Here is a 23,023-nt window from a genome sequence, read left to right as displayed (position 1 = left end):
GCCGAGAGTCACGGCCATCGGCTGGTGAGGCCGGAGACCTACGGCGCCGGCCCCCGCGCCGCCGTGCATACGCCGCGTTATCTGCGGTTTCTCGAGACGGCACATGAACGCTGGCAGGCCTTGCCCGACGCCTCGCCCGAGGTGATCCCCAACGTCCATCCCAACGGGCTGAAGGGCGGTTATCCCGAAAGCATCATCGGCCAGGCGGGCCATCACATGGCCGATACGGCCTGCCCGCTCGCGGCCGGCAGCTGGCCCGCGATCGTCGCCAGTGCCGACACGGCCGTGCATGCGGCGCGGCTGGTGCAGGGCGGCGCGCCCGCCGCCTATGCGCTCTGCCGTCCGCCGGGTCACCATGCCTTCGCCGACATGGCCGGCGGCTTCTGCTATCTCAACAATTGCGCAATCGTCGCGACCGAGCTGCGCCGCCATGCCGCGCGCGTCGCGATCCTCGATGTCGATCTCCATCACGGCAACGGGACGCAAGGGATCTTCTATGCCCGCGCCGATGTGCTGACGGTCTCGGTCCATGCCGACCCGGCGAACTTCTATCCTTTCTTCTGGGGCCATGCGGCGGAGCGGGGCGAAGGGGCGGGCGAGGGCTACAATCTCAATCTTCCCCTGCCGCTCGGCAGTGGCGACACGCCCTTCCTGGCGGCGCTCGAGCGGGGCCTCGCCGAGATCCGCGCCTATGCGCCCGACGCGCTGGTGGTGGCGCTGGGCCTCGACGCCTTCGAAGGCGATCCGCTGGCCGGCCTCAAGGTGACGACGCCAGGCTTCGAGGCGATCTGCCGGCGCATCGGCACGCTCAAGCTGCCGACCGTGCTGGTGCAGGAGGGCGGCTATCCATCGCCCGAGCTGGGGCGGAATCTGGTCGCGAGCTTGAAGGGGTTCGAGGAGGGGCGGGCGGCATGATCCGCATCGTGTTCTTTTGGGTTGGCCAAGATGTGACCACCCCGTCATTCCTGGTGAAATCCGCAAAGCTGCTTCATGGGAATGACGCGGAGATAATCCAGCTGACCGACCAAGAGACGCCGGAGATCGCAGGCGTGACTCATATCGTTCGTAATCGCCTGTCCAAGAACCTGATGGTTGCGAGGCTCGAAGCCTATGCCAGCGTCGAGATCGGCCACGAGTATACTTTCTTCACTGACGCCGATCTTCTCTTCATCGAGAAACTGAAGCTCGAGGACAGCTCGAAACGGGACATCCTGCTTATCAGGCGGGTGAACAACATCCTCGTCAACGCGGATTTTCCCGAGCATTACCCCGAATTCGTCGGCAAGACCTTTCTCGATGTCATGCCCCTCTTGTTCGGCGCGATTGCTGTCAGGAATGCGCGGCAATTCTTCGCGGATCTGCTGGAAATCTGCCTGCGGCTGCCCGACCGCTTCCATCGCTGGTACGGGGACCAGGTTTCCTTGTTCGAGGCCTATAAACTCAACCCGACGGCTTTCGGCTTTCTCGATGCGAGCGTCTATCAGCTGCCGATGAATCACGTCGGCGTTCCGGAAGAACTGCGCTCCCTTCGACGGTCCGGCATCCAGATCCTGCACTTCAAAGGTCGCGACCATAAGAAAATGATGGAGCCGACCTATCAGAATCTCCTGCAGGTGGTCAACGCCCCGGGGCCACGCTGAAAGCGCGGAACCCGGGAACGCCGATCGCACCGAGCTCTATTTCACGATCTCCGTATCTTCGAGCGTGAAGCGGCCCAGCGGGTTCTGGGTGAAGTTCTTCACATAGATCTGCGAGGCGTTGCGGTAGGGTGAGTAATAGAGATCGATCCAATGGACGTCGTCTTTCACGATGGCCTGGATCTTGTAATAGATCGCCTTGCGCTTCTCCGGATCGAGCTCGCCGCGGCCTTCGTCGATCAGCTTCGTCACCTCCGGATTCTTGTAGCGCGTGTGATAGGAGAGATTGTCCGGATCGCCATAGAGGCTGAAGGACGTCTTCTCGTCGGGATCGATGATGTCGTTGGTCCAGTAATTGACGCTGAGATCGTAGTCGCCCGAGATCTCCGTCTCCCAGGCCTGACCGACCTCCTGCTTCTCGATGTTGGCCGTGACGCCAATCTGGGCCAATTGACTTTGTAGCAATACGGCCAGCTGTTCATGGGTGACGTCGCCCGATGAGATCAGCAGTTTGAGGGAAAGATCCTTCACGCCGGCCGCATCCAGCATCGCCTTGGCCTTGGCCGGGTCATAGGGGCAGCGCGGATTGTCCGGGTTATAGAACATGCCACCCTGCGGAATGTAGGAGTTGGCGGGCGTTCCATGGCCGAAGGTCACGGTCTTCACGATCGCATCGAGATCGATCGCCATGCAGAGCGCCTGGCGGACTTCCTTCTTGTCCAGCGGCGGATGGCTGTGATTGATCAGCAGGTGATCCTCGCGGCTCGAATTGTCGAGATGGACCTCGAGCTTCGGATCCTGCTTCAGCTCGTCGATCCGGTTGAAGGGCACGAAGATCATCGCGTCGATCTCGCCCGCCTGCAGCTTGAGGATGCGGGTGTTGTCGTTGGGGATATAGATCCACTGCACCTGGTCGAGCTTGGGTTTGGCCGGGCCTTCCCAATAGTTCGGATTCTTGTCGAGCGTGATGGATTCGCCGCGCTTCCATTCGATGATCTTGAAGGCGCCGGCGCCGATCGGATGCTCGAGCCAGTCGTCATAGTGATTCTTCACCGCATCCTCGGGCAGCACGGCGGCCGAGAACAAAGCGAGGAAGGTCAGGAAGGGCGCGGTGGGCTGGCTCAGCGTGATGATCACGGTGCGGTCGTCGGGCGTGTCGATCGATTTCATCGGCGCATACATGGCACCGAACACCGACTCCTTGGTGTCGCGCACGCGTTCCAGGCTGAACTTCACATCCGAGGCCTTGAGCGGGCTGCCATCGCTGAATTTGAGGCCGTCGCGCAGCTTGAATGTGTAGGTCAGGCCATCGGGCGAGACGGTCCAGCTCTCCGCCAGGTCCGGCTCGATCGCGGTGCCGTCGAAATTGTTCCGCACCAGCATCTCGTTGGCATTGATGATGACCCAGAGATCGGCGTTCTGGCTGATCAGGATCGGATCGAAGGTGGTGCTGTCCTGGTCGCGGCCGATCTTGAGCGTGCCGCCGGCGTGAACCGGGCCGGCGCCGAGCAGGAGAACGGACAGCAACAGGAACGAAACCACCGCGAGGCGGCGGATGATGGCGGCCATGTGAAGCTCCCCGTCGAATGGCGGACGGCCTTGGCTCCGTCCTTGACGGGAATTATGACGCGCGGCGCCCCATCAGCGTCAATGGCTCCCGGCGGCGGGGCGGTCTGTCGCCATTTTGTCATCGGCGTAGAGGTGGCAGGCGACCCGGACCGGCCCGTCGCGGCGCAGGGCGGGGGCCGGGCCGGCGCGGCAGGCGTCGAAGGCCTTGGCGCAGCGAGGGTTGAAAGCACAGCCGGCGGGCAGGCGGGTGGGGCTGGGAGGTTCGCCCATCAGGCGCGGCGGCGGCAGGCTGCCATCGGCTGCCATGCGCGGGATCGAAGCCAGCAGCGCCTCGGTATAGGGGTGGCGCGGGTTGGAGAACACGGCCTCGGTCGGGCCTTCCTCGACGATGCGCCCGAGATACATGACCGCGACGCGCCGGCAGAGATGCCGGATCACCCCCAGATCATGCGAGATGAAGATCAGCGCCAGATGCCGCTCGGCGCAGAGCTGCGTCAGCAGATTGAGGATCTGCGCCTGGATCGAGACGTCGAGCGCCGACACGGCTTCGTCGGCGATCAGGAGCTCGGGGCCGACCGCCAGCGCCCGGGCGATGCCGACGCGCTGGCATTGTCCGCCCGAGAGCGCGGCGGGACGGCGTGACGCCAGGTCGGGCGACAGGCCCACGCTCTGCATCAGCGCCGCGACCTTCGTCGCGACCTCGCCGCCCGGACAGAGCCGATGGACCCGGAACACCTCCGCCAGCGTTTCGCCGATGGTGAAGCGCGGATTGAGCGCCGCGAAAGGATCCTGGAAGATCATCTGCGCCCGGCGCCGAAAGCCCAGCAGCCGCGATGGATCGAGCGCCGTCAGGTCGGTGCCGTCGAACCGCACCTGGCCGCTCTTGGCGTCCACCAGGCGCAGCATCGCGCGCCCGAGCGTGCTCTTGCCGCAGCCGCTCTCGCCGACCAGGCCCATCGTCTCGCCCGGGGCGATCGCGAGCGTCACACCATTGACCGCGTGGGTGACGCGGGCGCTCGCGGGGTTGAGCAGCGCGCCGAGGCCGCCCTCGCGAAACTCGACCGTCAGATCGTTGGTCTCGAGCAGCGCGCTCATGCGTTGGCCCCTACCGGAGCGGCATAGAGTTCCTGCCAGCGCAGGCAAGCGCTGGCCCTGTACTTGCCGGCGGCCAGCAGGGCCGGGTCGGTGTCGCGACAGAGCGGTCGGCAGTGCGGGCAGCGCGGATGGAAGCGACAGCCCGGTGGCAATTGCGACAGGGCCGGCGGCTGGCCCTCGATCGAGGGCAAAAGGCTGCCGACCGGCACGGACTCCGGTCGCGATCGCATCAGGGCCTCGGTATAGGGATGCAAGGGCCGGCGCAGCAGGTCGGTCTTCCTGGCGCGCTCGACGATGCGGCCCGCATACATCACCGCCACACTTTCGCAGGTCTGCGCCACCACGCCCAGATCATGGGTGATGAGGATGATGGCGAGGCCGGTGCGGTCGCGCAGGTCGAGCAGCAGGCGGAGGATCTGCGCCTGCACCGTGACGTCGAGCGCCGTGGTGGGCTCATCGGCGATCAGGAGCTGGGGCCGGCAGGCGAGCGCCGCCGCGATCATGGCGCGCTGGCGCATGCCGCCGCTGAACTGATGGGCATAGGCGTCGAGCTGGCGCGACGGGTCGGGAAAGCCCACCTGGCGCAGCAATTCGGTGGCACGATCACGCGCCGCTCGTTGTCCGATCTTTTCATGGCAGAGCACCGCCTCGGTGATCTGCTCGCCGATCGTCATGACCGGATCGAGATGCGAGGACGGATTCTGAAAGATCATCGCCATCTTGGGCCCGCGCAGGGTCCGCATCTCCGCCTCCGGCAGGGCCGCGATGTCGCGGCCCTCGAACAGCACGCGGCCGGCGGCGATGCGGGCCTGGCGGCTCGGCAGAAGGCGCATGAGCGCGCGGCAGGTCATGGATTTTCCGGAGCCGCTCTCGCCGACGAGCCCCATGATCTCGCCCGCGCGCAAGGCGAAGGAAACATGATCGACCGGCCGCAGCCGGCCGCTGCGCGTCTCGATATCGACGGTCAGATCCTGCGCTTCGATCAGGGCAGCGCTCATTCCCGGATCCCCAGGGTCTCCGCCAGCCCGTCGGCCAGCAGGCTGAAACCCAGCGCCAGCGTGACGATGGCAAGGCCCGGGAAGAAGCTGATCCACCAGGCGCTGGCGAGGAAGGTCTGTCCCTCGGCGATCATGACGCCCCATTCGGCGGCGGGCGGCTGCACGCCCAGGCCGAGATAGGAAAGCGACGAGCCCAGCAGGATCGTCAGCACCACGTCGGACATCGAGAACACGATCGCCGGCAGCACGGCGTTGGGCAGGATATGCCGCGCCATGATGCGCAGGCGGCTATAGCCCAGATTGCGGGCCGCCAGCACGAAGTCGCTGTGTTTCAGCACCAGGGTCTGGCCGCGGATCAGCCGCGCATAGCTGACCCAGCCGACGAGCGACACGGCGATGAAGAAGCTGATGAGGCCGGCGCCCAGCACCGAGATGATCGCGATCACCAGCACGAAGAAAGGGAAGGAGATGGTGATGTCGAGGAGGCGCATCAGCAGCGTGTCGACGATGCCGCCGAAATAGCCGGCGACAAGCCCGACGGCGCTGCCGAGGATGAAGGGGACGATCACGCCGAGGAGACCCATGGCGAGGTCGAGGCGGGCACCCCAGATGATGCGGGTCAGCACGTCGCGACCGAAATTATCGGTGCCCAGCCAGTGAGCGAGGCTCGGATGGCGCAGGGTCTGTCCCAGATCCTGGGCGATGGGATCGTAGGGGGCGATCAAGGGGGCGGCGACCGCCAGGAACAACCAGGCGAGCGAGATGGCGGCGCCCAGCTTCAGCGCCGCGGGCGCGGCAAGCCCGTGGGCGGCGAGGCGGAAGGGCAGGGTCGCAACGCGGTGGGTGGGCGTCAGGCTCATAGCTTGACCCGCGGATCGAGCGCGACCGTGACGATATCGACCAGGAAGTTGGTCAGGATGACCGCCAGCGCGAAGGCCAGCGTCACCACCTGGACCACGAGGTAATCGCGGGCGAAGATCGAGCTCACCATGAGCGAGCCCAGTCCCGGCACCGAGAAGACCTGCTCGACCACCACCGTGCCGCCGATGAGCCAGCCGACATTGACGCCCAGCAGCGTGATGGTCGGGAGGAGCGAGTTGCGGAAGACATGGCGCCGGAAGATCTTGGCTTCGGAGAGGCCCCGGGAGCGCGCGGCCTTCACATAATCCGCCTCCATCTCTGCCAAGAGGCTCGCGCGCAGGTTCCGGATCAGAACCGGCGACAGCGCCAGGGCAATGGTCAGGGCCGGCAGGAACAGGTGATGGAGACGATCGAGCGGGTCTTCGCCATAGCCGGAGACCGGAAACAATCCGAGCTCGATGCTGAAGACGATGATGAGCACGATGCCGAGCCAGAAGGCCGGCAGGCCCAGCCCCGCCGTGGAATATACCCGCACCAGCTGGTCGGGCCATCGGCCCCGATAGACCGCCGCCAGCACGGCGAAGGCGATGGCGATCACCACCGACATGAAGATCGCATAGCCCAGCAGGAACAAGGTCGGGACGATCCGGCTCACCACCAGCTTGGGAATGCCGATCTTGAAGATGATCGATTTACCGAACTCGCCGGCAGCCAGGTTCTTGAGGAAATAGAGATATTGGAGGGTAAGGGGCTGATCGAGCCCGTACTGGGCGCGGGTCGCCTCGATCACGGCCGTGGTCGCGCGCGTGCCCAGGAGGATCCGCACGGGGTCGCCTGGGATCGCATGAACCAGCAGGAAGCTGATCAGGCTCACGCCGAGCAGCACCGGCACCAGCTGCAGGGGACGCCAGAGGATGAAGCGATATCGGCCCATGCCCGTGAAATGATCCCGGTGATCCGCGTCAGGAAGGTTCCGGCGGCAATCCTATCGGCCTTCCCTGCCGCGCTCCAGGGCAGGCGACGCAGGCCCGCCATGACAGAGGGCGGCGAACCCGTCCGGGGTCGCCGCCCTCATGCACCTTCGGCCCCGCTCAGTTGGTGATGTCGGCCGTCTCCAGCATGTAGCGCCCGAGCGGGTTCTGGACGAAGCCCGTCACGTTCGAGCGCGAGGCGTTGCGGAAGGGGCTGTAATAGAGGTCGATCCAGTGGACGTCGTCTTTCGCCTGCCGCTGGATCTCGAAGTAAATCTGCTTGCGCTTGGCCGGGTCCTGCTCGACGGCAGCCTTGTTGACCAGGTCGGTCACCACCGGATTCTTGTAGTTGGTGTAGTAGGAGCGGTTCTCCGGATCGCCCGAGACGCAGAACTGGGCCTTCTCGTCCGGGTCGAACACGTCATTGACCCACCACATCACGCCGATGTCGTAGTTGCCATTGACGAGCGCGTCCCATTGCTGGCCGCCCTCCATTTTCACCAGATTGACCGTCACCCCGACCTTGGCGAGTTGGTCCTTCACCAGCACGCCGATCTGATCGTGGGCCGTGTCGCCCGCCACCAGCGCGAAATTGAGCGTCAGCCCCTTCACACCCTGCTCGTCCAGGATCTTCTTCGCCTTGGCCGGGTCGTAGGGATAGTTCGGGTTGTCGGGGTTGTAGTCCATGCCGTCGAGCGGGAAGAAGGAATTGGCGACGGTGCCATAGCCCGACGTGACGACATCCACGATCGCCTTCTGGTCGATCGCCATGTTCAGCGCCTGGCGCACCAGCTTGTTGTCGAGCGGCTTATGGGCGTGGTTGACCAGGATGTGATCCATGCGGGTCGATTTGTCGAGCTGGACCTGGATGTTCTTGTCGGCCTGGAGGTCCTTGATCTGGTTCCAGGGCACGAAGGTCGCGGCATCGACCTCGCCGGCCTTGAGCTTCAGCATGCGGGTGTTGTCGTTGGGCACATAGATCCACTCGATGCCGTCGAGCTTGGGCAGGCCCTTCTCCCAATAGAGCGGATTGCGCGCCAGGACGATGCGGTCGCCGCGCTTCCATTCCTTGAGCACGAAGGCGCCGGAGCCGACCGGTTTCTCGCCGAAGCCTTCGCCTTCGGCCTTGACCGCATGCTCGGGCAGGACCGAGGCCGCGAACATGGCGAGCGTCGACATGAGCGGCGCGCTCGGGCCCTTGAGCCGCAGCACCACGGTGCGGTCGTCGGGCGCCTCGGCCTTGTCGATCGGCGAGAACATCGAGCGCAGCACGGATTTCTCGTCGTCGCGCGCGCGCAGCAGGCTGAAGACCACGTCGCTGGCGAGGACTGGCGTGCCGTCCGAGAATTTCGCCTCGCGCAGATGGAAGGTATAGACCGTGCCGTTGGCCGAGATCTCCCATTTTTCGGCGAGATCCGGCTCGATGTCGGTCGCGGTCGCGTTGGCGCGCACCAGCGTCGAGTAGAACTGGTTGAAGACCCAGATGTCGGGCGCCAGGATCGTATAGATCGGATCGAAGGTGGTGCTGTCCTGCTCGCGGGCGATCTTGAGCACGCCGCCGGCCGAGGCCTGGCTCGCCGTGAAGAGCAGGGCCGCGGCGACAAGCAGCGCCGATAGAAGATGTCGAGGCTTTGCGGCAATCATGGTCGAGGTTCCTCCCGGTCCTAGGCGCCGCCCGTTCGCGGGCGGCCGGTTCTTCAGCCGCCCCGATGCTGGTCGAGGAAGCTCCTGAGCGTCGCGATGTATTCGGTGGGCTCTTCGAAGAACGGCATATGCGAGCTGTTCCTGAAGATCTTGAGCGTCGGCTTCTTGAGCCGGCGGGCGATGCGCGCCGCGCTGTCGGGCGTCAGCTCGTCATGATGCCCGCACAGCACCAGGCAGGGCTGCTCGATGCGCGGCAGATCGGCGAGCCGGTCCCAATCCTTGAGATTGCCGATGCAGGTGAACTCGTTCGGCCCCCACATGGTGCCGTAGATGTCCATGTTGATGCCGTCGATCGAGCGCATCAGCGCCGGCGGCCAATGGTCGAGCCGGCAGACATGGCGGTAGTTGAGGATCTGGACCGCGCCCTGATAGGCCGGGTGGTCGGTCGTTCCCTCGGCCTCGTGGCGCGACATCATCGCGACCGTTTCGGATCCGAGCGCGCCGCGCAGCCGCTGCAGGTCCTGCATATGCTGCGGCACCTCGGCCGTGCCGTTGGCGCAGACGAAGCTCTTGGCGGCCTTCGGGTAGGTCAGCAGATATTCGAAGCCCAGCCAGGTGCCCCAGGACTGTCCCAGCAGATGGACGCGGCCAAGGCCCAGCACGTTGCGGAGGGTCTCGACCTCCTCGACATAGCGGGTGATGGTCCAGAGGCCCTTGTCCTTGGGCTTGTCGGAGCGCCCCGTGCCGAGTTGGTCATGGACCACGACGCGATAGCCGTGATCGGCCAAGAGGCTGTGGGTCTCGCGCACATAGTCGCAAGGCAGACCCGGTCCGCCATTGAGGCAGAACAGCACCTCGGGTCCGCTGCCGTAGCTGTAAACCTGTACCTCATAGCCATCGATCTTGACCCGGAAGGTCTCGTCGGGCGGACGGGCATCGGCGGGCAGAGGCGGATTGAGCGCGGCCATGTGTTCTCGGTCCCAGGGTCCGGAAGCGGGTGCGAGCGGAATCCCGCTCGCACCCATTTCAGGCTAGGGGCCGGAAGAGGGGCGCGACAACTAGCAGAACTGATAGGGTGGACCGGCGCCTTGATCGGATGGGAGTGACGCTGCGATCCCCCTCTAGAAAAGTTCTTCCTCTCTTCCTCCCGAACACGGGAGAAGAAGAAAGAAAAGGGGAGCGCCGTCTTCCTCAGAATACTCTTCCCTCACCACTCTCCCAAAGGAAGCGGTGCCCAGGGAAGGGTTCAGCCTGAATCACAATATGCCGAGCATTCTCGTGCTTGTTTGTCGAAAGCGACGATTTAAACGCAGGACCTGCGCACCCGGATGCTTTTCGGTGGCCGACATGGACACTGCACAATCAGGTCGATTCTAAGTTTGAGGATCGAATGCGCGCCCGCGTCGATACGGCCACTCATCGGCGCACACCCGCGCTCCGCCCCCTTTCATACAGCTCGAGGAATTTGGCTTTCACCTGCGCGAAGAGACCGGGCGGGATGAAGCCATAGCTGAAGACGCCTGGTCGGCCCGGCAGCGGCGCCAAGCCGCCGTTCGGCCACTCATCGACATTGTGTTCCGAAACAATGATCCAACTCGGCACGTCGTCCAGCCCCAGCGCCTCACGGACCTTCGCTGGGATCTCCACGCCGACCGTGCCCTTGTCCGGCCGCGCCTGCGTGATCGCGAGAATGACGACGAAGCGCGGCAACGCGATGGAGTCCATGGCGGCGACTAAACAGGCCGGGCGTTCCTTTCCCTGGTCGCGGCCAATGGCGGCCTCCCGAGTCCAGAGATAGCCGTAGCGAATGACCAAGCCGGGTCTGGGCTCTGGAAGAGGCACGGGGATCCCTCACTTCAGGAGGTCGTCAAGCCCCGCCTGCTCCGGATCCATCTCCGCGCGTCGCACGGCATCCGCTACGACCGGGGCTGCATCCGCCGTCCGATGCGTCCGCTTTGCCGCAGCCATCAGCCAGTCATAGTGATTGGCCGACATCAGCACCAACTCGCGCCGGCCATGCCGGGTGATCTCCACCGGCTCCCGCTGAGCCTGATGTTGGAACTCCCCGAATTTGCGCTGAAACTCCAGTGCGGTTGTTTGAGCCATGGCTTCCTCGATAGCGTAAAAACTGATAATTCATATTATACGTATAATACATTAGAAATCAAGAGGGCGCGGCGCTGAAAGCCGGCGACGATTTAGATGTAGGGAAAACCATGCTGCTCAGGGACGGAATCAAACCACTGACACGGGTGCCGGCGACGAGAGAGGGAGAGGAAAAGAAGAGCGCCCTACAACCCCGCGCCCAGCAGCCGGTAATGCGCGGCGCGGGCGATGGCCTGGGCGCGGTTCTGGGCGCCGAGCTTGTGCTGGGCGTTGTTGAGGTGGAGGCAGACCGTGGCGGGCGCGCGGTCCAGGATCTCGGCGATGTCCTCGGCGGTCTTGCCGCGCGCCGCCCAGCGCAGGCATTCGATCTCGCGCGCGCTTAAAGAGACGGCATGGCAGCGGCGCGTCTCCTCGTCGAAGCTTCGCAGCGCCGCTTCATGCATGAAATGGGCGAGGAAGGTGAGCGTCGCCAGCTCGCGCCGCGCCACGCGCTCGAAGCCCCGCTCGGCGCCCATGCGCGTGGCGGTCACGGTGGCGAGACTGCCGTCGCGCGAATGGATCGGCACGGTGGCGCCGCAGCTGAGATGGGTATCCTTGAGATAGGCCACCACCGGCTGATGCTCGCGCGTCAGCGGGCGCGCGAGAATATGGTCATCGACGCCCTGGAACGACCAGACGAAGGGCAGATTGCAGTCGATGCACATCTGCTGCACCGGGTCGATGCGGTAATATTCATGGTCGCACCAGAGCCCGGCGAAGTCGGCCGGCACGTTGCGCGCATTGAGCAGGTTCGGCCGGATCATCTTCCCATCATGCGCGACCGGCACGGGCGCGTAGTCATAGATGACGGAGGAGAATCCGATCGGGACGACGGCCTCGAGCAGCAGATCGAGGCAGCGCTCGAGACTGTCGGCGCTCTCGATCTTGTCGGCGAAGCTGTCGATCACGTCGTTCAGCAGACGAAGCTCCCTTGCGCCGGCGCCTCTTGTCGTAAGGTTTCGGGCGCCGTTCCCGTCAACAATAGGGCGCGGCGCCTTCAGCGGTCAAACCCGTCAAGGGCTCAGCCGCGATGGTGCCCGAGGAAGGCCGAAACCCGCGCCAGATAAGCATCCGCTTCCTCATACATCGGCATGTGGGAGCTGTTGGGAAACACCGTCAGCTCGGCGTTCGGCAGCGCATGCTTCATCCGCATCGCACAGGCCGGCCCCAGCTCGTCGAAATGGCCGGTGAGGATGAGGCAAGGTTGCGTGATCCGGTGCATGTCCGGAATGCGGTTCCAGTCCTTGAGGTTGCCGATATAGAGGAACTCGTTCGGACCCTGCATGGTCGCATAGGGTCCCATGTTCCAATCGCTCAGCGACTGGGCCACGGGCTCCGGCCATTGCTGCAAACGACAGACATGCCGGTAATTGAGGACGGTGACGGCCGCCTGATATTCGGGATGGTCGATCGTCCCGTCGGCTTCGTGATGCTGCATCATGGCCACGGTCTCGGCGCCCAGTGCCGCCCGCAACCGGTTCAGCTCGCCGACGAGATGGGGCATGTCTCCGCAGGTGTTCGAGAGAATGAGGGTCTTGATCGCGCCCGGATGGGTCAGCGCATAGTCGATGCCGAGCCATCCGCCCCAGCTATGGCCGAGCAGATGCACCGGCCCCAGCCCCAGCGCCTTGCGAACCGTCTCCACTTCGGCGACATAGCGCGCCATGGTCCAGAGCTTGGGATCGGTGGGACGGTCCGAGGCGCCGCAGCCGAGCTGGTCATAGGTGACGATGCGGTAACCTTCCTCGAGCAGCCGCAGCAGAGATTCGCGCAGATAAAGGGAGGGCAGCCCAGGGCCGCCGTTCAACAGGAACAGGACCTCGCTCCCGCTGCCGAAACTGTAAGTCACAACCTCGTGTCCATCGACGCGAACCCGGGTCGATGCATCCGGCTGGCGGCTCGGCATGGTGGTTTCCCCTTCTGCGAAGGTTATTTACAACGACCGGCATGTTACTGGAATAACTTGATGAATTGCTTCTTCTTCAGGCGGCAGATGAAGCCTGGACTCAAGCGGCGAAATCGTCAAGGGAGGACACACGGATGGTGACGCTACGACCATCGCATTATTGCCGCTGCGCGGGGGCACACCAGATCTGCCTGTGGGGGCCACATCTAATCGAGGTCACCAAAATGTTCTCAAAATTGTTTGCGGCAGCGGGATTGAGCTTCGGACTGGCGATAGCGGCCCTGAGCGTCGCTCCCTCTGCGTGGGCGGCTGGAGCTGGAAATGATATGCATGGCGTGGACTTGCTGAATCCGGGCGCCCAGTTCTCACCGCAGATCCCCATGGGCCTCTCGCCGTCGGGATCGATGACGGCTCCGGCGTCGAGCCGCGGTGGCGCGTTGTCGACATTCCGTGAGCCGTTGCTTCGGCAGAATCCCGAGACGCCGAACCTTCATCCGACGTCGAGGACCCCGAATTTCTTCAATGACTGCACGGGCGCCCCGACGTTGCCGAGTCAGCAGATCGGATCCGACGAGACCTTCTGCGGCTTGGGCGGGCGGTAAGGCCGGCCTGAGAAGGCTGTTTCCCATCGGTGAGTCACAGGAAAACCTGCCAACGGCGGTTTCCTGTGCTCCCGACCCGGAATCACATCGTTGCAGAAACCCTATTCGCGGCCGACGCGACGAATTGCGATCAGCTCACTCGGCGGCCGCGTAGTTTCCCAAGAAGGTCGGGATCTGTTGCGCCGGCATCGGGCGCCCGATGAAGTAGCCCTGTGCGACATTGCAGTCGAGCGCAGCCAGCCGTTCAAGAATCATCGATGTCTCGACGCCCTCGGCGACCGTCCGCAGGCCCAGATTGCGGGCCATGTCGATGATCGTCTTGACGATGATCTCGCTGTCGCGGGAGGTCATCATCGTGGAGACAAAGGACAGGTCGACCTTCAGCTCGGAGAACGGCAATCGCCGCAACTGTGCGAGCGATGAATAGCCCGTGCCGAAATCGTCGATCGAAAGCCGGTAGCCCTTCAAGCGGAGCCGGGTGAGCACGTCCATCAGCATGACCGGATCCTGCATCGCCGCCGTTTCGGTGATCTCGAAGACGATGCGGGCCGGATCGAGCGAATGCTGCCGGCATAATCGCAGGACCTGATCGGGGAAGGTGATGTCCCGGATGCTGCGGGCCGAGAGGTTGATCGATATATCGAGGGTGGCGACGCGTTCGTTCCATCGGGCCGCTTGCGCGATGGCCTTGGCCAGGACGAGATCCGTCACCTTGCCGATCAGCGCGCTTTTCTCCGCCATCGGAATGAAGGCGGAGGGGGGAATGAGGCCGCGCTGGGGATGCTGCCACCGGGCGAGCGCCTCGGCGCCGACGATGCGGCGTGACCGCAGATCCAGATAAGGCTGGTAGTAGAGATCGAGCTCGTCGCGCTCGACGGCCTCATCGAGCATCTTCTCGCTGATCTCGCCATGACCGGCCGCGACCTTCTGCAAGAGCAGGCGAAGGGCTTCGGCGCGGAACGGCTTTTGGATGCATCCCGCCATCGTCAGGCCGCGCGCCTGGCCGAGTTGCATGGCGGTTTCCAACAGGCGGCCGTCCATTCCGCTCAGGATCAGGATGGGGATGCCGGTCAGGAGGGCTGCCAGTTCTCGCAGGACTTCGATGCCGTCCACATTCGGCATGACCAGGTCGAGAACGACGGCGGCAGGAGGCTGTTTCCTGATCTCCGCCTCGAACATTCCGGGATCTCCGGTATCGAAGGTTTCCCAGCCAGAGGATTGGGCGACCTCGGCGACGAGTTGCCGGATCATAGGTTCGTCATCCAGCACAACCACTTTATGTTTTGCCACGATGAACTCCCTCAACTGCAGCGCGACCTCTTCCAAACGCGCTTCTCGTCATTTCACTCCGGGTTGAACGCACGACCGAGGAGATAATGTAGCAAACCTGTCTCAATCGTCAGTTAACGATGATGCTGCATCGGCGAATGATAACAGATTGATTTTGCTATGAATCGCTTTCGAGAGGGTTACCGAAGGCAGTCTTTCTCCATTTGATAGAGAGGTATACGGCCGAAAATAAGAAACGGATCAGCGCATCTGTCCCGAACCGGACCGGCTTGGCGGCACCCGGGAGGGGCGCCTCGCGGCTCGCCGGCAACCGTTGCGGCATCAATCCCACCGTCGTCCGACCGCACTGTCCAACGGTTAAGCGGACTTGGGGGTCGCGCAAACCAACAAGCAGCGTCAGGGGGAGATTTTGGACGCGGCGGCTCGCAGCCCTTCTGCCTGGACGATGTCGAGACCTACAGGCAATAACTGCTGGATTGAGCGTGGCTCGACGTCACGGAAGAACGCGTTCACCGGCCGGACCGATATCGGCCGCCGCTTTCAGGCCTGTCGTGATCTGACGGACTGAAGAAGATGGTGCCCCCAGACGGACTTGAACCGCCGACCCCCTGATTACAAATCAGGTGCTCTACCAACTGAGCTATAGGGGCATCCGAGACCGGCCGACGCCGGAAAACCGCGCTTCGGATGAACCAGAACGGGCGCGCTGTCAACCGCTTCGCGGGTCGGCGGCAGGGACGGGGGTGGTTGTTCCGCCCTGGGCCGCGCGATATGGTTTGCCGGCCGGCGCCTGAGGCGGCTTCGCCGCTGGCGCGCCAGGACTTTCATCGATCGAGGACGAGGTCACCCCATGCCCAACCGTTTCCGGGTCGCTGTCGTGCAGAACTGCGCCGAGCGCGAGATGGCGCCTTCGATCGCGGCCATCGAGCCGCTGATCCGCGCGGCCGCCAAGGACGGCGCCGACCTGATCCAGTTGCCCGAGATGGCGACGATGATCGAGCCCGACAACGTGGCCGTGCTGCGCAAGACCGTGACCGAGGCCGAGGATCCGGGTCTTGCCGCCTTTCGCCGGCTCGCCCGCGAGCTCGGGCGCTGGATCCATGTCGGATCGCTGCTGATCAAGGAAAAGGGCGCCTCGCGGGTCGCCAACCGCGCCTTCGTGATCGACCCGGAAGGCCGCATCACGGCACGCTACGACAAGATTCATCTGTTCGACGTGGCGATCAAGGACGGCCATGCCTACAAGGAATCGGCGACGGTGGCGCCGGGCGACAAGGCCGTGCTGGCGGCGCTGCCCTGGGGCCAGATGGGGCTCTCGATCTGCTACGACCTGCGCTTCGCGGCGCTGTTCCGCGCGCTGGCGCAGGGCGGGGCCGCCTATCTCGGCATCCCGGCCGCCTTCACCTACACGACTGGCCTCGCCCATTGGCATGTGCTGGCGCGCGCCCGGGCGATCGAGACCGGCAGCTACGTCTTCGCGGCGACCCAGAGCGGGACCCATGCCGAGGGCCGGCGGACCTTCGGCCACTCCCTGATCGTCAGCCCCTGGGGCGAGGTCCTCGCCGACGCCGGCGACAAGGTCGGCTACGCCATGGCCGAGATCGATCCGGCCAAGGTCGAAGAGGCTCGCCAGATGATCCCGGCCCTGCGGCACGACCGTCCGTTCCAGGCGCCCGAGCGCCTGGTGCCGCTCGCCGCGGCGGGAGAATAGGGCGGCCGGCTCCGGCCTTCCGACCCCCATCATGACGGCAGAGAGCAGCACGATCCCGTCGCCGCCGAGCGACGAGACCTCGGACGCGACGGCGGATCTGGCTCATAAGGTCGAGGCCATCAGCCGCGTCCCCATCTTCTCGCGCCTCGAACCCGACGACCGCACCATGCTGGCGGACTTCGTCGAGGAACAGGACGCCGCCGAAGGCGACATGCTGTTCCGGACCGGCGAGACCGGCGAGCGCATGTATATCGTCTGCGAAGGCGCGGTCGAGCTCGCCACCACCGACAAGCTCGGGCAGAAGATCGTGCTTCACGATGCCGGTCCCGGCGAGTTGTTCGGCGAGCTCTCGCTCCTCGACCAGGGCCCGCGCACGGCCAATGCCGTCGCCACCGCGGCCACTCATCTGCTGGTGCTCGATCGCGGGGCGCTGCTGCGCTTCGTCAGGGCCCGGCCCGAGGCGGCGCTCGACATGATGGCGGTGATGGCCTCGCGCCTGCGCGCCACCGACCAGCGGCTGCGCCAGGCCGCGGTGCGCAACGCCAACGACGTGATGGCCTCGCACGCGACCCTGATCCAGCGGGCGACCGATGTGATCGCCGAGTTCAGCGGCAGCTTCGCCTTCCTGGTGCTGCATGGTGTCCTGTTCGCGGCCTGGATCGGCTGGAACGTGATCCCGGGTCTGGAGGCGTTCGACCCGTTCCCCTTCGGCCTGCTGACGATGTGCGTGTCGCTGGAGGCGATCTTCCTCAGCGTGATCGTGCTGTTGAGCCAGAGCCGGCAGGCCTCCAAGGACCGGATCCGCACCGACATCGAGTATGACGTCAACCTCAAGGCCGAGCTCGAGGTCTCGCATCTGCATGACAAGATCGACAATCTGCAGGTGGAGCTGCTGAAGCAGCTCAATCGGATCGAACACGATCGGGACCGGTGACAGGCGGATCCCGCTCCGGGAGGAGAAGGCCGGATGAAAGAGATCAAGACTGGCGACCGCATCGTGCGCAACCTGTCGTCGGATCCCTACCGGTCCTTCGATGCGCCGGGTCTCGTCTATGAGGGCATGACCTATCTGCCGCTCGACGAGACACGGGTTCCCGGCACCGGCTTCCACGTCATCCGCATGGAGCCCGGAACCGTCTCGGCGGCGCATGAGCATACCGCCGACGAGATGTTCTATGTGCTGGAGGGGGAGTTGATCGAAAGCGACGGCGCCCGTTATCGCCGCGGCGACATGGTGCTGCTGCGCGCCGGCACGCAGCATGAATCGCATACGCCCGGGGGCTGCACGCTGCTGGTCTATGTGGAGACGCTGGAACGGCCGGTCGAATGAGGGGCGGGAGCCCCCGCCGTCACTCGGTGATCGGATAGGCGCGCTTGAGCTGCTGCTCGCGCAGCCACAACCCCAGCAGCACGCGCCAGCCCGCCGGCTCATGGCCGACCTCGCGATGGGCGGCCCCGATCTCGAACAGGATGCGGGTCTGGGCGAACAGGTCGCGATAGGCCGAGAACAGGGTGGTGTCGGGATCCCAGATATGGGTCGCTTCGCTGCCGCCGCCGTTGAACTCGACGATGGTGAAGCCTTCGCCCTGCATCAGTTCGCCCAGTGACCGGAACCGGACATCGAAGCGCCCGAAATGGAAGGAGGGGATCGTACGGGCCAACTGGTCGATGCGCTCCGCCAACTCCGGCGTCACCAGGCGGCCGCCATTGCGGAACATCGCCCCTTTGCAATGATTGCCGGCGAACACGAGCCGCACGGGCTCGCCCACGGCCGGGACCCAATGGATGCGGTGCTGGTGGCGCGGCAGGTAGAGATGCGCCAGGCGACCCGCACGCGGATCGCGGCGAATGAGTTGGCCCAGGGTCGATTTGCCATCGCCGATGACGGTCGGAAAATATTTCAGGGTCATCGAGAAGATGCGGCCGACCGTATCGTTGGGCCGGCGGACATAGAAGATGCCGGCCTCGCCCTCATGGTCGACGAAATGCTGGATCAGAAGGCGCTCGTTCGCCGGGAAAGCGCGCAGGTAGGCGCGAAGTTCGACACGATCATGCACCAGCCGCACGCCGGCGCCATGGCAGCCGACATCGGGTTTCGCCACGAGCGGGAATTCCAGCCCCGCGGCCTCGAGCTGCGCGGTCAGCCGGCCGAGATCGCGGTCGATCTCGCCGTCATGGCCGCGGGCGAAGCTGACATAGGGCGCCACCCATTCGCGGCCCTCCGGTGTCATGCTCGCGAACAGTTTCGTCTTCGACTCGCCGCACAGTCCGCCATGCTCGATCTGCGGATTGGCCACGGCCGGCAAGGTCAGGCTGCGGTGGCGCAAGGCCAGCAGCAGCCAATAGACGATCACCGGCGCGTAGAACAGCACGGGATGCCAGGATTCGAATGGGGAGAGGATTCGCTTGGGCGAACCGACGTGGAGGTGGCCTGTTTCTGGCACGGTTGGACGGCGCTCCGTCATGCCTGCACTTCACTTCCAGTTATCGCGGCGGCGTGAGAAAGCGGCCGTGCCATGGAGACCAGGCTGGATTGCGTTGATCGATGGCCAGACTCGGAAGCGGCGCTAGCTTAACATCAAGTCCCACCCGCAGGCGATAAGCCGGAGCGGCCCTCCGGTTCGGGCAGGGAGAACGCCAATCGGCCCCACATTGCTTGGCGATAACGAACAGGCCCGAGGTTGGTTGCGCTGCAACCGCGGTTTCCGGCCTTCTCCCGGTTACGATTGGGGGCTTTGAGACCGAAGCCGCGTCATGGTTGTATCGCCCAGGAGAACAGACACGGAAAACGGGGTCGGTCCGGAATGTCCGGATCGATTTTGCGAACCGATGTCAAAAGGGGAGTTGTCCATGGATCGCATCACGGTGCCGGCCGCCGAGGGCCGTGCCATTCCTGTGGCACGGGGCCAACGGGTTCGCGTCATCACGCCGGCCGGGCATCAGGCGGCCGATTTCTTCGCGTACAACGCGGACGATCTCAATGAGTGGCTGTCGCCGATGCACAGCTGGGTCACGACGCGCTCGATCAAGCCGCGGCCCGGCGATCAATTCCTCAGCCGCTTCCGACGCCCCATGCTGACGCTGATCGAGGACAAGGCCGGCGGCTGTCATGACATGCTGATCGCGGCCTGCGATCAGGCCCGCTACACGCAGTTCGGCCATGCGGCACCCCACCGCAGCTGCGCCGCCAATCTCGCCGAGGCGATGGCCGCGCTCGGGCACAAGGTCGCCGTCACGCCGCAGCCGGTCAATTTCTTCACCAACACCCATGTCGAGGCGGACGGCAAGCTGATCTCGCCGCCCAACCCCGTGACGCCCGGCAGCCATGTCGAGCTCGAAGCCTTGATGAATCTGATCGTCGTGGTGTCGTCCTGCCCCTTCGACCTGAAGGTCCCCGGCTGGGCCATCAATGCCGGCGGCGGCGTGACGGAGTTGCTGGTCGAGGTGAGGTAGGGAAGGCGACGCTCGGCGCCACCTGTTTCTTTCCTCTCCCCCACGAAGTGGGGGAGAGGGCAGGGTGAGGGGGTCTCTCAGGAAAGAGCGCCGCGAGCTTCGGCACCCACCTCACCCTGCCCTCTCCTCCCGCAGGCGGGAGGAGAGGAAAGAGAAGGGAGCGAGTGTCTTCGCTAGTTCCGATAGGTCACGCCCGGCAGCACGCAGAGCATCTCGAACAGCAGGTTGGCGCCGGTGAGGGCGGTGTTGCCGGTCGGGTCATAGGGCGGCGCCACCTCGACCAGGTCGCAGCCGACGATGTCGAGACCGCGGCAGCCGCGGATCACTTCCATCCCTTGCGTGATGGTGAGGCCGCCGATCTCGGGCGTGCCGGTCCCGCCGGCGAAGGCGGGATCGAGGCCGTCGATATCGAAGGTCAGATAGACCGGCCCGCCCGCCACCTGCTTGCGCACCTCTTCCATCAGCGGCGTGAGCGATTTGTACCAGCACTCCTCGGCCTGCACGACGCGGAAGCCTTGCGCGCGCGGCCAGTCGAAATCCTCGGCCGCATAGCCGGTGCCGCGCAGGCCGATCTGGACGACGCGCTTGCCGTCGACCAGCCCTTCCTCGACCGCGCGCCGGAAGGGCGTGCCGTGCGCGATCGGTTCGCCGAACATGTTGTCGTTGATGTCGGCATGGGCATCGACATGGACCATGCCCACAGGCCCGTGCTTCTTCTTGAGGGCGCGCAGAATCGGCAGCGCGATGGTGTGATCGCCGCCCAAGGTCATCGGGATGCAGTCATGGCCCAGGATCTCGTCATAGGCCGCCTCGATGATCCCCATGCTCTTCTGCAGATTGAAGGTGTTGATGGCGACGTCGCCGATATCGGCCACCGACAGGCTGTCGAAGGGCGCGGCGCGGGTCGCCATGTTGTAGGGACGGATCAAACAACTCTCGGCCCGGATCTGACGCGGGCCGAAGCGCGCGCCCGAACGGTTCGAGGTGCCGGTGTCGAGCGGCACGCCGACGAAGCAGGCATCGAGGCCCTTGGCCGAAGGCAGGCTCGGCAGGCGCATCATGGTGGCGGGGCCGCCGAAGCGAGGCATCTGGTTGCCGCCGAGCGGCTGGTAATGGGTCTTGGTCATGGCTCGAATCTGTCCGGGGGTTGGAAAGCAGCCAGAAACCGCAGGCCCACCCCTCTCTATCCAAGGGGGCGATTGCTCTCCGGCGCGCTGTCTGCTATCGAGCCCGAACCGGTCCATGCGGTCAACCCCGCGCATTTGGAGTTCCCGACCCGCCATGCGTTTCTCCTCATTCGTCGAGCGCATCGGGGGCGAGGGCGCTGCCGCGTGGGAGATCCATTTCCGCGCCTCTCAACTCAAGCGGCAGGGCAAGGACGTCATCCTGCTCAGCGTCGGCGATCCCGATTTCGACACGCCCCCGGCCATCGTCGACGCGGCGATCGAGGGCTTGCGCCAGGGCCGTACCCATTATGGCGAGGTGGTCGGCGATCATCGCCTGCGCGCGGCGATCGCCCAGGCACATCAGGCGCAGAGCGGTCAGCCGACCGATCCGCAGCAGGTGGTGGTGGTGGCCGGCGCGCAATGCGCGCTTTATGCCGCCGCGGTCTGTGTGCTCGATCAGGGCGACGAGGTCATCGTGCCCGAGCCCGCCTATGTCACCTATGAGGCGGTCGTCGGCGCCAGCGGGGCGCGGATGGTGTTCGTGCCGCTGCGGCCCGAGCGCGGCTTCCAGATCGAGCCCGAGACGATCGAGCGCGCCGTCACCGCGAAGACGCGGGCGGTCCTGATCAACTCGCCGCACAACCCGACAGGGGCGGTCATTACCCGCGCCAATTGGGAACGCATCGCCGAGATCTGCGTGCGCCACGATCTCTGGCTGTTGTCGGACGAGGTCTATGCTGGCCTCACCTTCGAAGGCGAGCATGTGAGCCCGGCGGGCCTGCCCGGCATGGCCGAGCGCACCATCACGATCAACAGCCTCTCCAAATCGCATGCCATGACCGGCTGGCGGCTGGGCTGGAGCATCACGCCGGTGGATCTGGCGGGGCATATCGGCAATCTCGCGCTCTGCATGCTCTATGGCTCGCCGCCCTTCATCCAGGACGCGGCCCGCCAGGCTTTCGCGATGGAACCGCCCGAAGTCGCGGCGATGAAGCAGGGCTATCGGCGCCGGCGCGATCTCGTCTGCGGCCGGCTCGGCAATGTGAAGGGCCTGCGCTGCCATCGGCCGGAAGGCGGCATGTTCGCCATGGTCGATGTGCGCGCGACCGGACTCTCGGCCCAGGATTTCGCGAGCGGGCTGCTCGATGCCGAAGGCGTATCGGTGCTGCCGGGCGATGCCTTCGGTCCCAGCGCCGCGGGACATGTGCGGATCTCGCTGGGCAATGCCGACGAGGAGCTGGCCCGCGCCTGCGGCCGGATCGAGCGCTACGCCGCCAAGCTGGCGCCGTAGCGGGAGCGGGGGCGATGCATATCCTGGCGGTCTTCGCCCATCCGGTTCGGGAGTCCTTCACCGGCGCCCTGCTCGACGCGTTCCTCCAGGGTGCGGCCGAGGCCGCGCACAGCGCCGAGATCGCCGATCTCTATCGCGAGGGATTCGAGCCGCGCTTTCAGCCCGAGGATTTTGCGCAGTTCAAGGCGGGCGCCGTGCCCGAGGCGATCCGGGAGGAGCAGGCGCGGGTCGATCGGGCGGAAGGGCTCGCCTTCGTCTTTCCGGTCTGGTGGTGGTCTTTCCCGGCCATTCTCAAAGGCTGGATCGACCGCGTGATGTCGCAGGGCTGGGCCTATGATTTCTCGCCGGCGCGGTCGCGCGGGCAATTGGCCGACCGCCCGGTGCTGCTCTTGGGTTCGGCCGGCTCGCGCGAAGGCACCTATCGCAAATATCGCTATGACGACGCGATGGCGATCCAGATCGACGTCGGAATCCTGGGCTATTGCGGGCTGCGCAATGTCTCGACCCGCATTCTGCACGACGTCAATGACGATGCAGTGCTGCTGGCGGCGCATCTCGCGGAAGCGCGGCGCTGTGGCCGGGAGTTCGGGCGCTGGCCGCACCCGGCCACCGTCAAGCCGGGTGCGGTGCGCGAGGCCTAGAAATCGGACCTAGAACATCCAGGTCGCGGGATTGGGGTAGGGC

22 protein-coding genes and 1 tRNA gene are annotated in these 23,023 nt (G+C 65.0%); 8 read left to right on the top strand and 15 right to left on the bottom strand.

From position 1 onward, the window contains the following. Both ACREE8_RS06335 and ACREE8_RS06330 read left to right on the top strand, forming a co-directional pair. The coding region (locus ACREE8_RS06335; protein WP_431572137.1) for a histone deacetylase family protein at positions 1 to 915 on the top strand (915 nt) is incomplete at its 5' end. Further along, the gene (locus ACREE8_RS06330; protein ID WP_431572136.1) at positions 912 to 1,640 is read left to right on the top strand and encodes a hypothetical protein; all 729 of its coding nucleotides are present in this window, start codon (positions 912 to 914) and stop codon (positions 1,638 to 1,640) included. The genes ACREE8_RS06335 and ACREE8_RS06330, both read left to right, overlap by 4 nt. A gap of 36 nt (positions 1,641 to 1,676) precedes the next feature. Here the strand turns inward: ACREE8_RS06330 and ACREE8_RS06325 are convergent, their stop codons facing one another. From ACREE8_RS06325 to ACREE8_RS06265, 13 genes are all read right to left on the bottom strand, one after another. Beyond that, positions 1,677 to 3,206: an ABC transporter substrate-binding protein gene (locus tag ACREE8_RS06325; RefSeq protein WP_431572135.1), complete on the bottom strand. Its 1,530-nt coding sequence runs from the start codon at positions 3,204 to 3,206 to the stop codon at positions 1,677 to 1,679. Between the two features lie 78 nt (positions 3,207 to 3,284). After that, on the bottom strand, positions 3,285 to 4,301 hold the full coding sequence (locus ACREE8_RS06320; protein ID WP_431572134.1) for an ABC transporter ATP-binding protein: 1,017 nt from the start codon (positions 4,299 to 4,301) through the stop codon (positions 3,285 to 3,287). Further along, positions 4,298 to 5,299, bottom strand: a complete 1,002-nt coding sequence (locus ACREE8_RS06315) for an ABC transporter ATP-binding protein (RefSeq protein ID WP_431572133.1) — start codon at positions 5,297 to 5,299, stop codon at positions 4,298 to 4,300. The genes ACREE8_RS06320 and ACREE8_RS06315 overlap by 4 nt, the downstream gene beginning before the upstream one ends. Continuing rightward, positions 5,296 to 6,159 carry an ABC transporter permease gene (locus ACREE8_RS06310; protein ID WP_431572132.1) on the bottom strand — a complete coding sequence of 288 codons (864 nt, stop codon included), beginning with the start codon at positions 6,157 to 6,159 and terminating at the stop codon, positions 5,296 to 5,298. The genes ACREE8_RS06315 and ACREE8_RS06310 overlap by 4 nt, the downstream gene beginning before the upstream one ends. Continuing rightward, a complete protein-coding gene (locus tag ACREE8_RS06305; RefSeq protein WP_431572131.1) occupies positions 6,156 to 7,094 on the bottom strand; it encodes an ABC transporter permease in 939 nt (312 codons plus the stop codon). Before ACREE8_RS06305 ends, ACREE8_RS06310 begins: the two co-directional genes overlap by 4 nt. Before the next feature lie 157 nt (positions 7,095 to 7,251). Beyond that, the gene (locus ACREE8_RS06300) at positions 7,252 to 8,775 is read right to left on the bottom strand and encodes an ABC transporter substrate-binding protein (protein ID WP_431572130.1); all 1,524 of its coding nucleotides are present in this window, start codon (positions 8,773 to 8,775) and stop codon (positions 7,252 to 7,254) included. 53 nt (positions 8,776 to 8,828) lie between these two features. Further along, positions 8,829 to 9,743 (bottom strand): proline iminopeptidase-family hydrolase, encoded by a 915-nt coding sequence (locus tag ACREE8_RS06295; RefSeq protein WP_431572129.1) that lies wholly within the window; start codon positions 9,741 to 9,743, stop codon positions 8,829 to 8,831. A 448-nt stretch (positions 9,744 to 10,191) separates the two neighbouring features. After that, positions 10,192 to 10,590 (bottom strand): hypothetical protein, encoded by a 399-nt coding sequence (locus ACREE8_RS06290; RefSeq protein WP_431572128.1) that lies wholly within the window; start codon positions 10,588 to 10,590, stop codon positions 10,192 to 10,194. A 36-nt stretch (positions 10,591 to 10,626) separates the two neighbouring features. Next, positions 10,627 to 10,881 (bottom strand): type II toxin-antitoxin system prevent-host-death family antitoxin, encoded by a 255-nt coding sequence (locus ACREE8_RS06285; protein ID WP_431572127.1) that lies wholly within the window; start codon positions 10,879 to 10,881, stop codon positions 10,627 to 10,629. 185 nt (positions 10,882 to 11,066) lie between these two features. Beyond that, positions 11,067 to 11,828, bottom strand: a complete 762-nt coding sequence (locus tag ACREE8_RS06280) for an autoinducer binding domain-containing protein (RefSeq protein ID WP_431572126.1) — start codon at positions 11,826 to 11,828, stop codon at positions 11,067 to 11,069. Between the two features lie 113 nt (positions 11,829 to 11,941). Next, a complete protein-coding gene (locus ACREE8_RS06275; protein WP_431572125.1) occupies positions 11,942 to 12,826 on the bottom strand; it encodes a proline iminopeptidase-family hydrolase in 885 nt (294 codons plus the stop codon). 737 nt (positions 12,827 to 13,563) lie between these two features. Then, positions 13,564 to 14,718, bottom strand: coding sequence for an EAL domain-containing protein (locus tag ACREE8_RS06270; protein ID WP_431572124.1), 1,155 nt, complete (start codon positions 14,716 to 14,718; stop codon positions 13,564 to 13,566). A gap of 574 nt (positions 14,719 to 15,292) precedes the next feature. Further along, positions 15,293 to 15,368 (bottom strand) — tRNA-Thr (locus ACREE8_RS06265). 200 nt (positions 15,369 to 15,568) lie between these two features. Between ACREE8_RS06265 and ACREE8_RS06260 the strand changes: the two genes are divergently transcribed. From ACREE8_RS06260 to ACREE8_RS06250, 3 genes are read left to right on the top strand one after another with little or no spacing between them, the layout of a single operon-like run. Beyond that, a complete protein-coding gene (locus ACREE8_RS06260) occupies positions 15,569 to 16,429 on the top strand; it encodes a carbon-nitrogen hydrolase family protein (protein WP_431572123.1) in 861 nt (286 codons plus the stop codon). Positions 16,430 to 16,460: 31 nt separating this feature from the next. Continuing rightward, positions 16,461 to 17,363 carry a DUF1003 domain-containing protein gene (locus tag ACREE8_RS06255; protein ID WP_431572122.1) on the top strand — a complete coding sequence of 301 codons (903 nt, stop codon included), beginning with the start codon at positions 16,461 to 16,463 and terminating at the stop codon, positions 17,361 to 17,363. A gap of 33 nt (positions 17,364 to 17,396) precedes the next feature. After that, on the top strand, positions 17,397 to 17,759 hold the full coding sequence (locus ACREE8_RS06250; protein ID WP_431572121.1) for a cupin domain-containing protein: 363 nt from the start codon (positions 17,397 to 17,399) through the stop codon (positions 17,757 to 17,759). A gap of 19 nt (positions 17,760 to 17,778) precedes the next feature. Here ACREE8_RS06250 and ACREE8_RS06245 read toward each other — a convergent pair whose 3' ends face one another. Continuing rightward, on the bottom strand, positions 17,779 to 18,894 hold the full coding sequence (locus tag ACREE8_RS06245; protein ID WP_431572120.1) for a hypothetical protein: 1,116 nt from the start codon (positions 18,892 to 18,894) through the stop codon (positions 17,779 to 17,781). A 385-nt stretch (positions 18,895 to 19,279) separates the two neighbouring features. Between ACREE8_RS06245 and ACREE8_RS06240 the strand changes: the two genes are divergently transcribed. Continuing rightward, complete coding sequence (locus ACREE8_RS06240) at positions 19,280 to 19,882, top strand: DUF1989 domain-containing protein (protein WP_431572119.1); 603 nt, start codon at positions 19,280 to 19,282, stop codon at positions 19,880 to 19,882. A 173-nt stretch (positions 19,883 to 20,055) separates the two neighbouring features. Here ACREE8_RS06240 and speB read toward each other — a convergent pair whose 3' ends face one another. Further along, positions 20,056 to 21,009, bottom strand: coding sequence for an agmatinase (speB, locus tag ACREE8_RS06235; protein WP_431572118.1), 954 nt, complete (start codon positions 21,007 to 21,009; stop codon positions 20,056 to 20,058). Between the two features lie 154 nt (positions 21,010 to 21,163). On the opposite strand from speB, the gene ACREE8_RS06230 reads away from it, so the two are divergent. After that, positions 21,164 to 22,339, top strand: coding sequence for a pyridoxal phosphate-dependent aminotransferase (locus tag ACREE8_RS06230; RefSeq protein WP_431572117.1), 1,176 nt, complete (start codon positions 21,164 to 21,166; stop codon positions 22,337 to 22,339). Between the two features lie 14 nt (positions 22,340 to 22,353). After that, positions 22,354 to 22,980: an NAD(P)H-dependent oxidoreductase gene (locus ACREE8_RS06225; RefSeq protein WP_431572116.1), complete on the top strand. Its 627-nt coding sequence runs from the start codon at positions 22,354 to 22,356 to the stop codon at positions 22,978 to 22,980. Positions 22,981 to 23,023 lie beyond the last annotated feature (43 nt).

This window comes from Hypericibacter sp. (assembly GCF_050729195.1).
Classification (GTDB): Bacteria; Pseudomonadota; Alphaproteobacteria; order Dongiales; family Dongiaceae; genus Hypericibacter.
The sequence above is the reverse complement of the archived record's forward strand: the minus strand, read 5'-3'. Positions and strand labels throughout refer to the sequence as shown.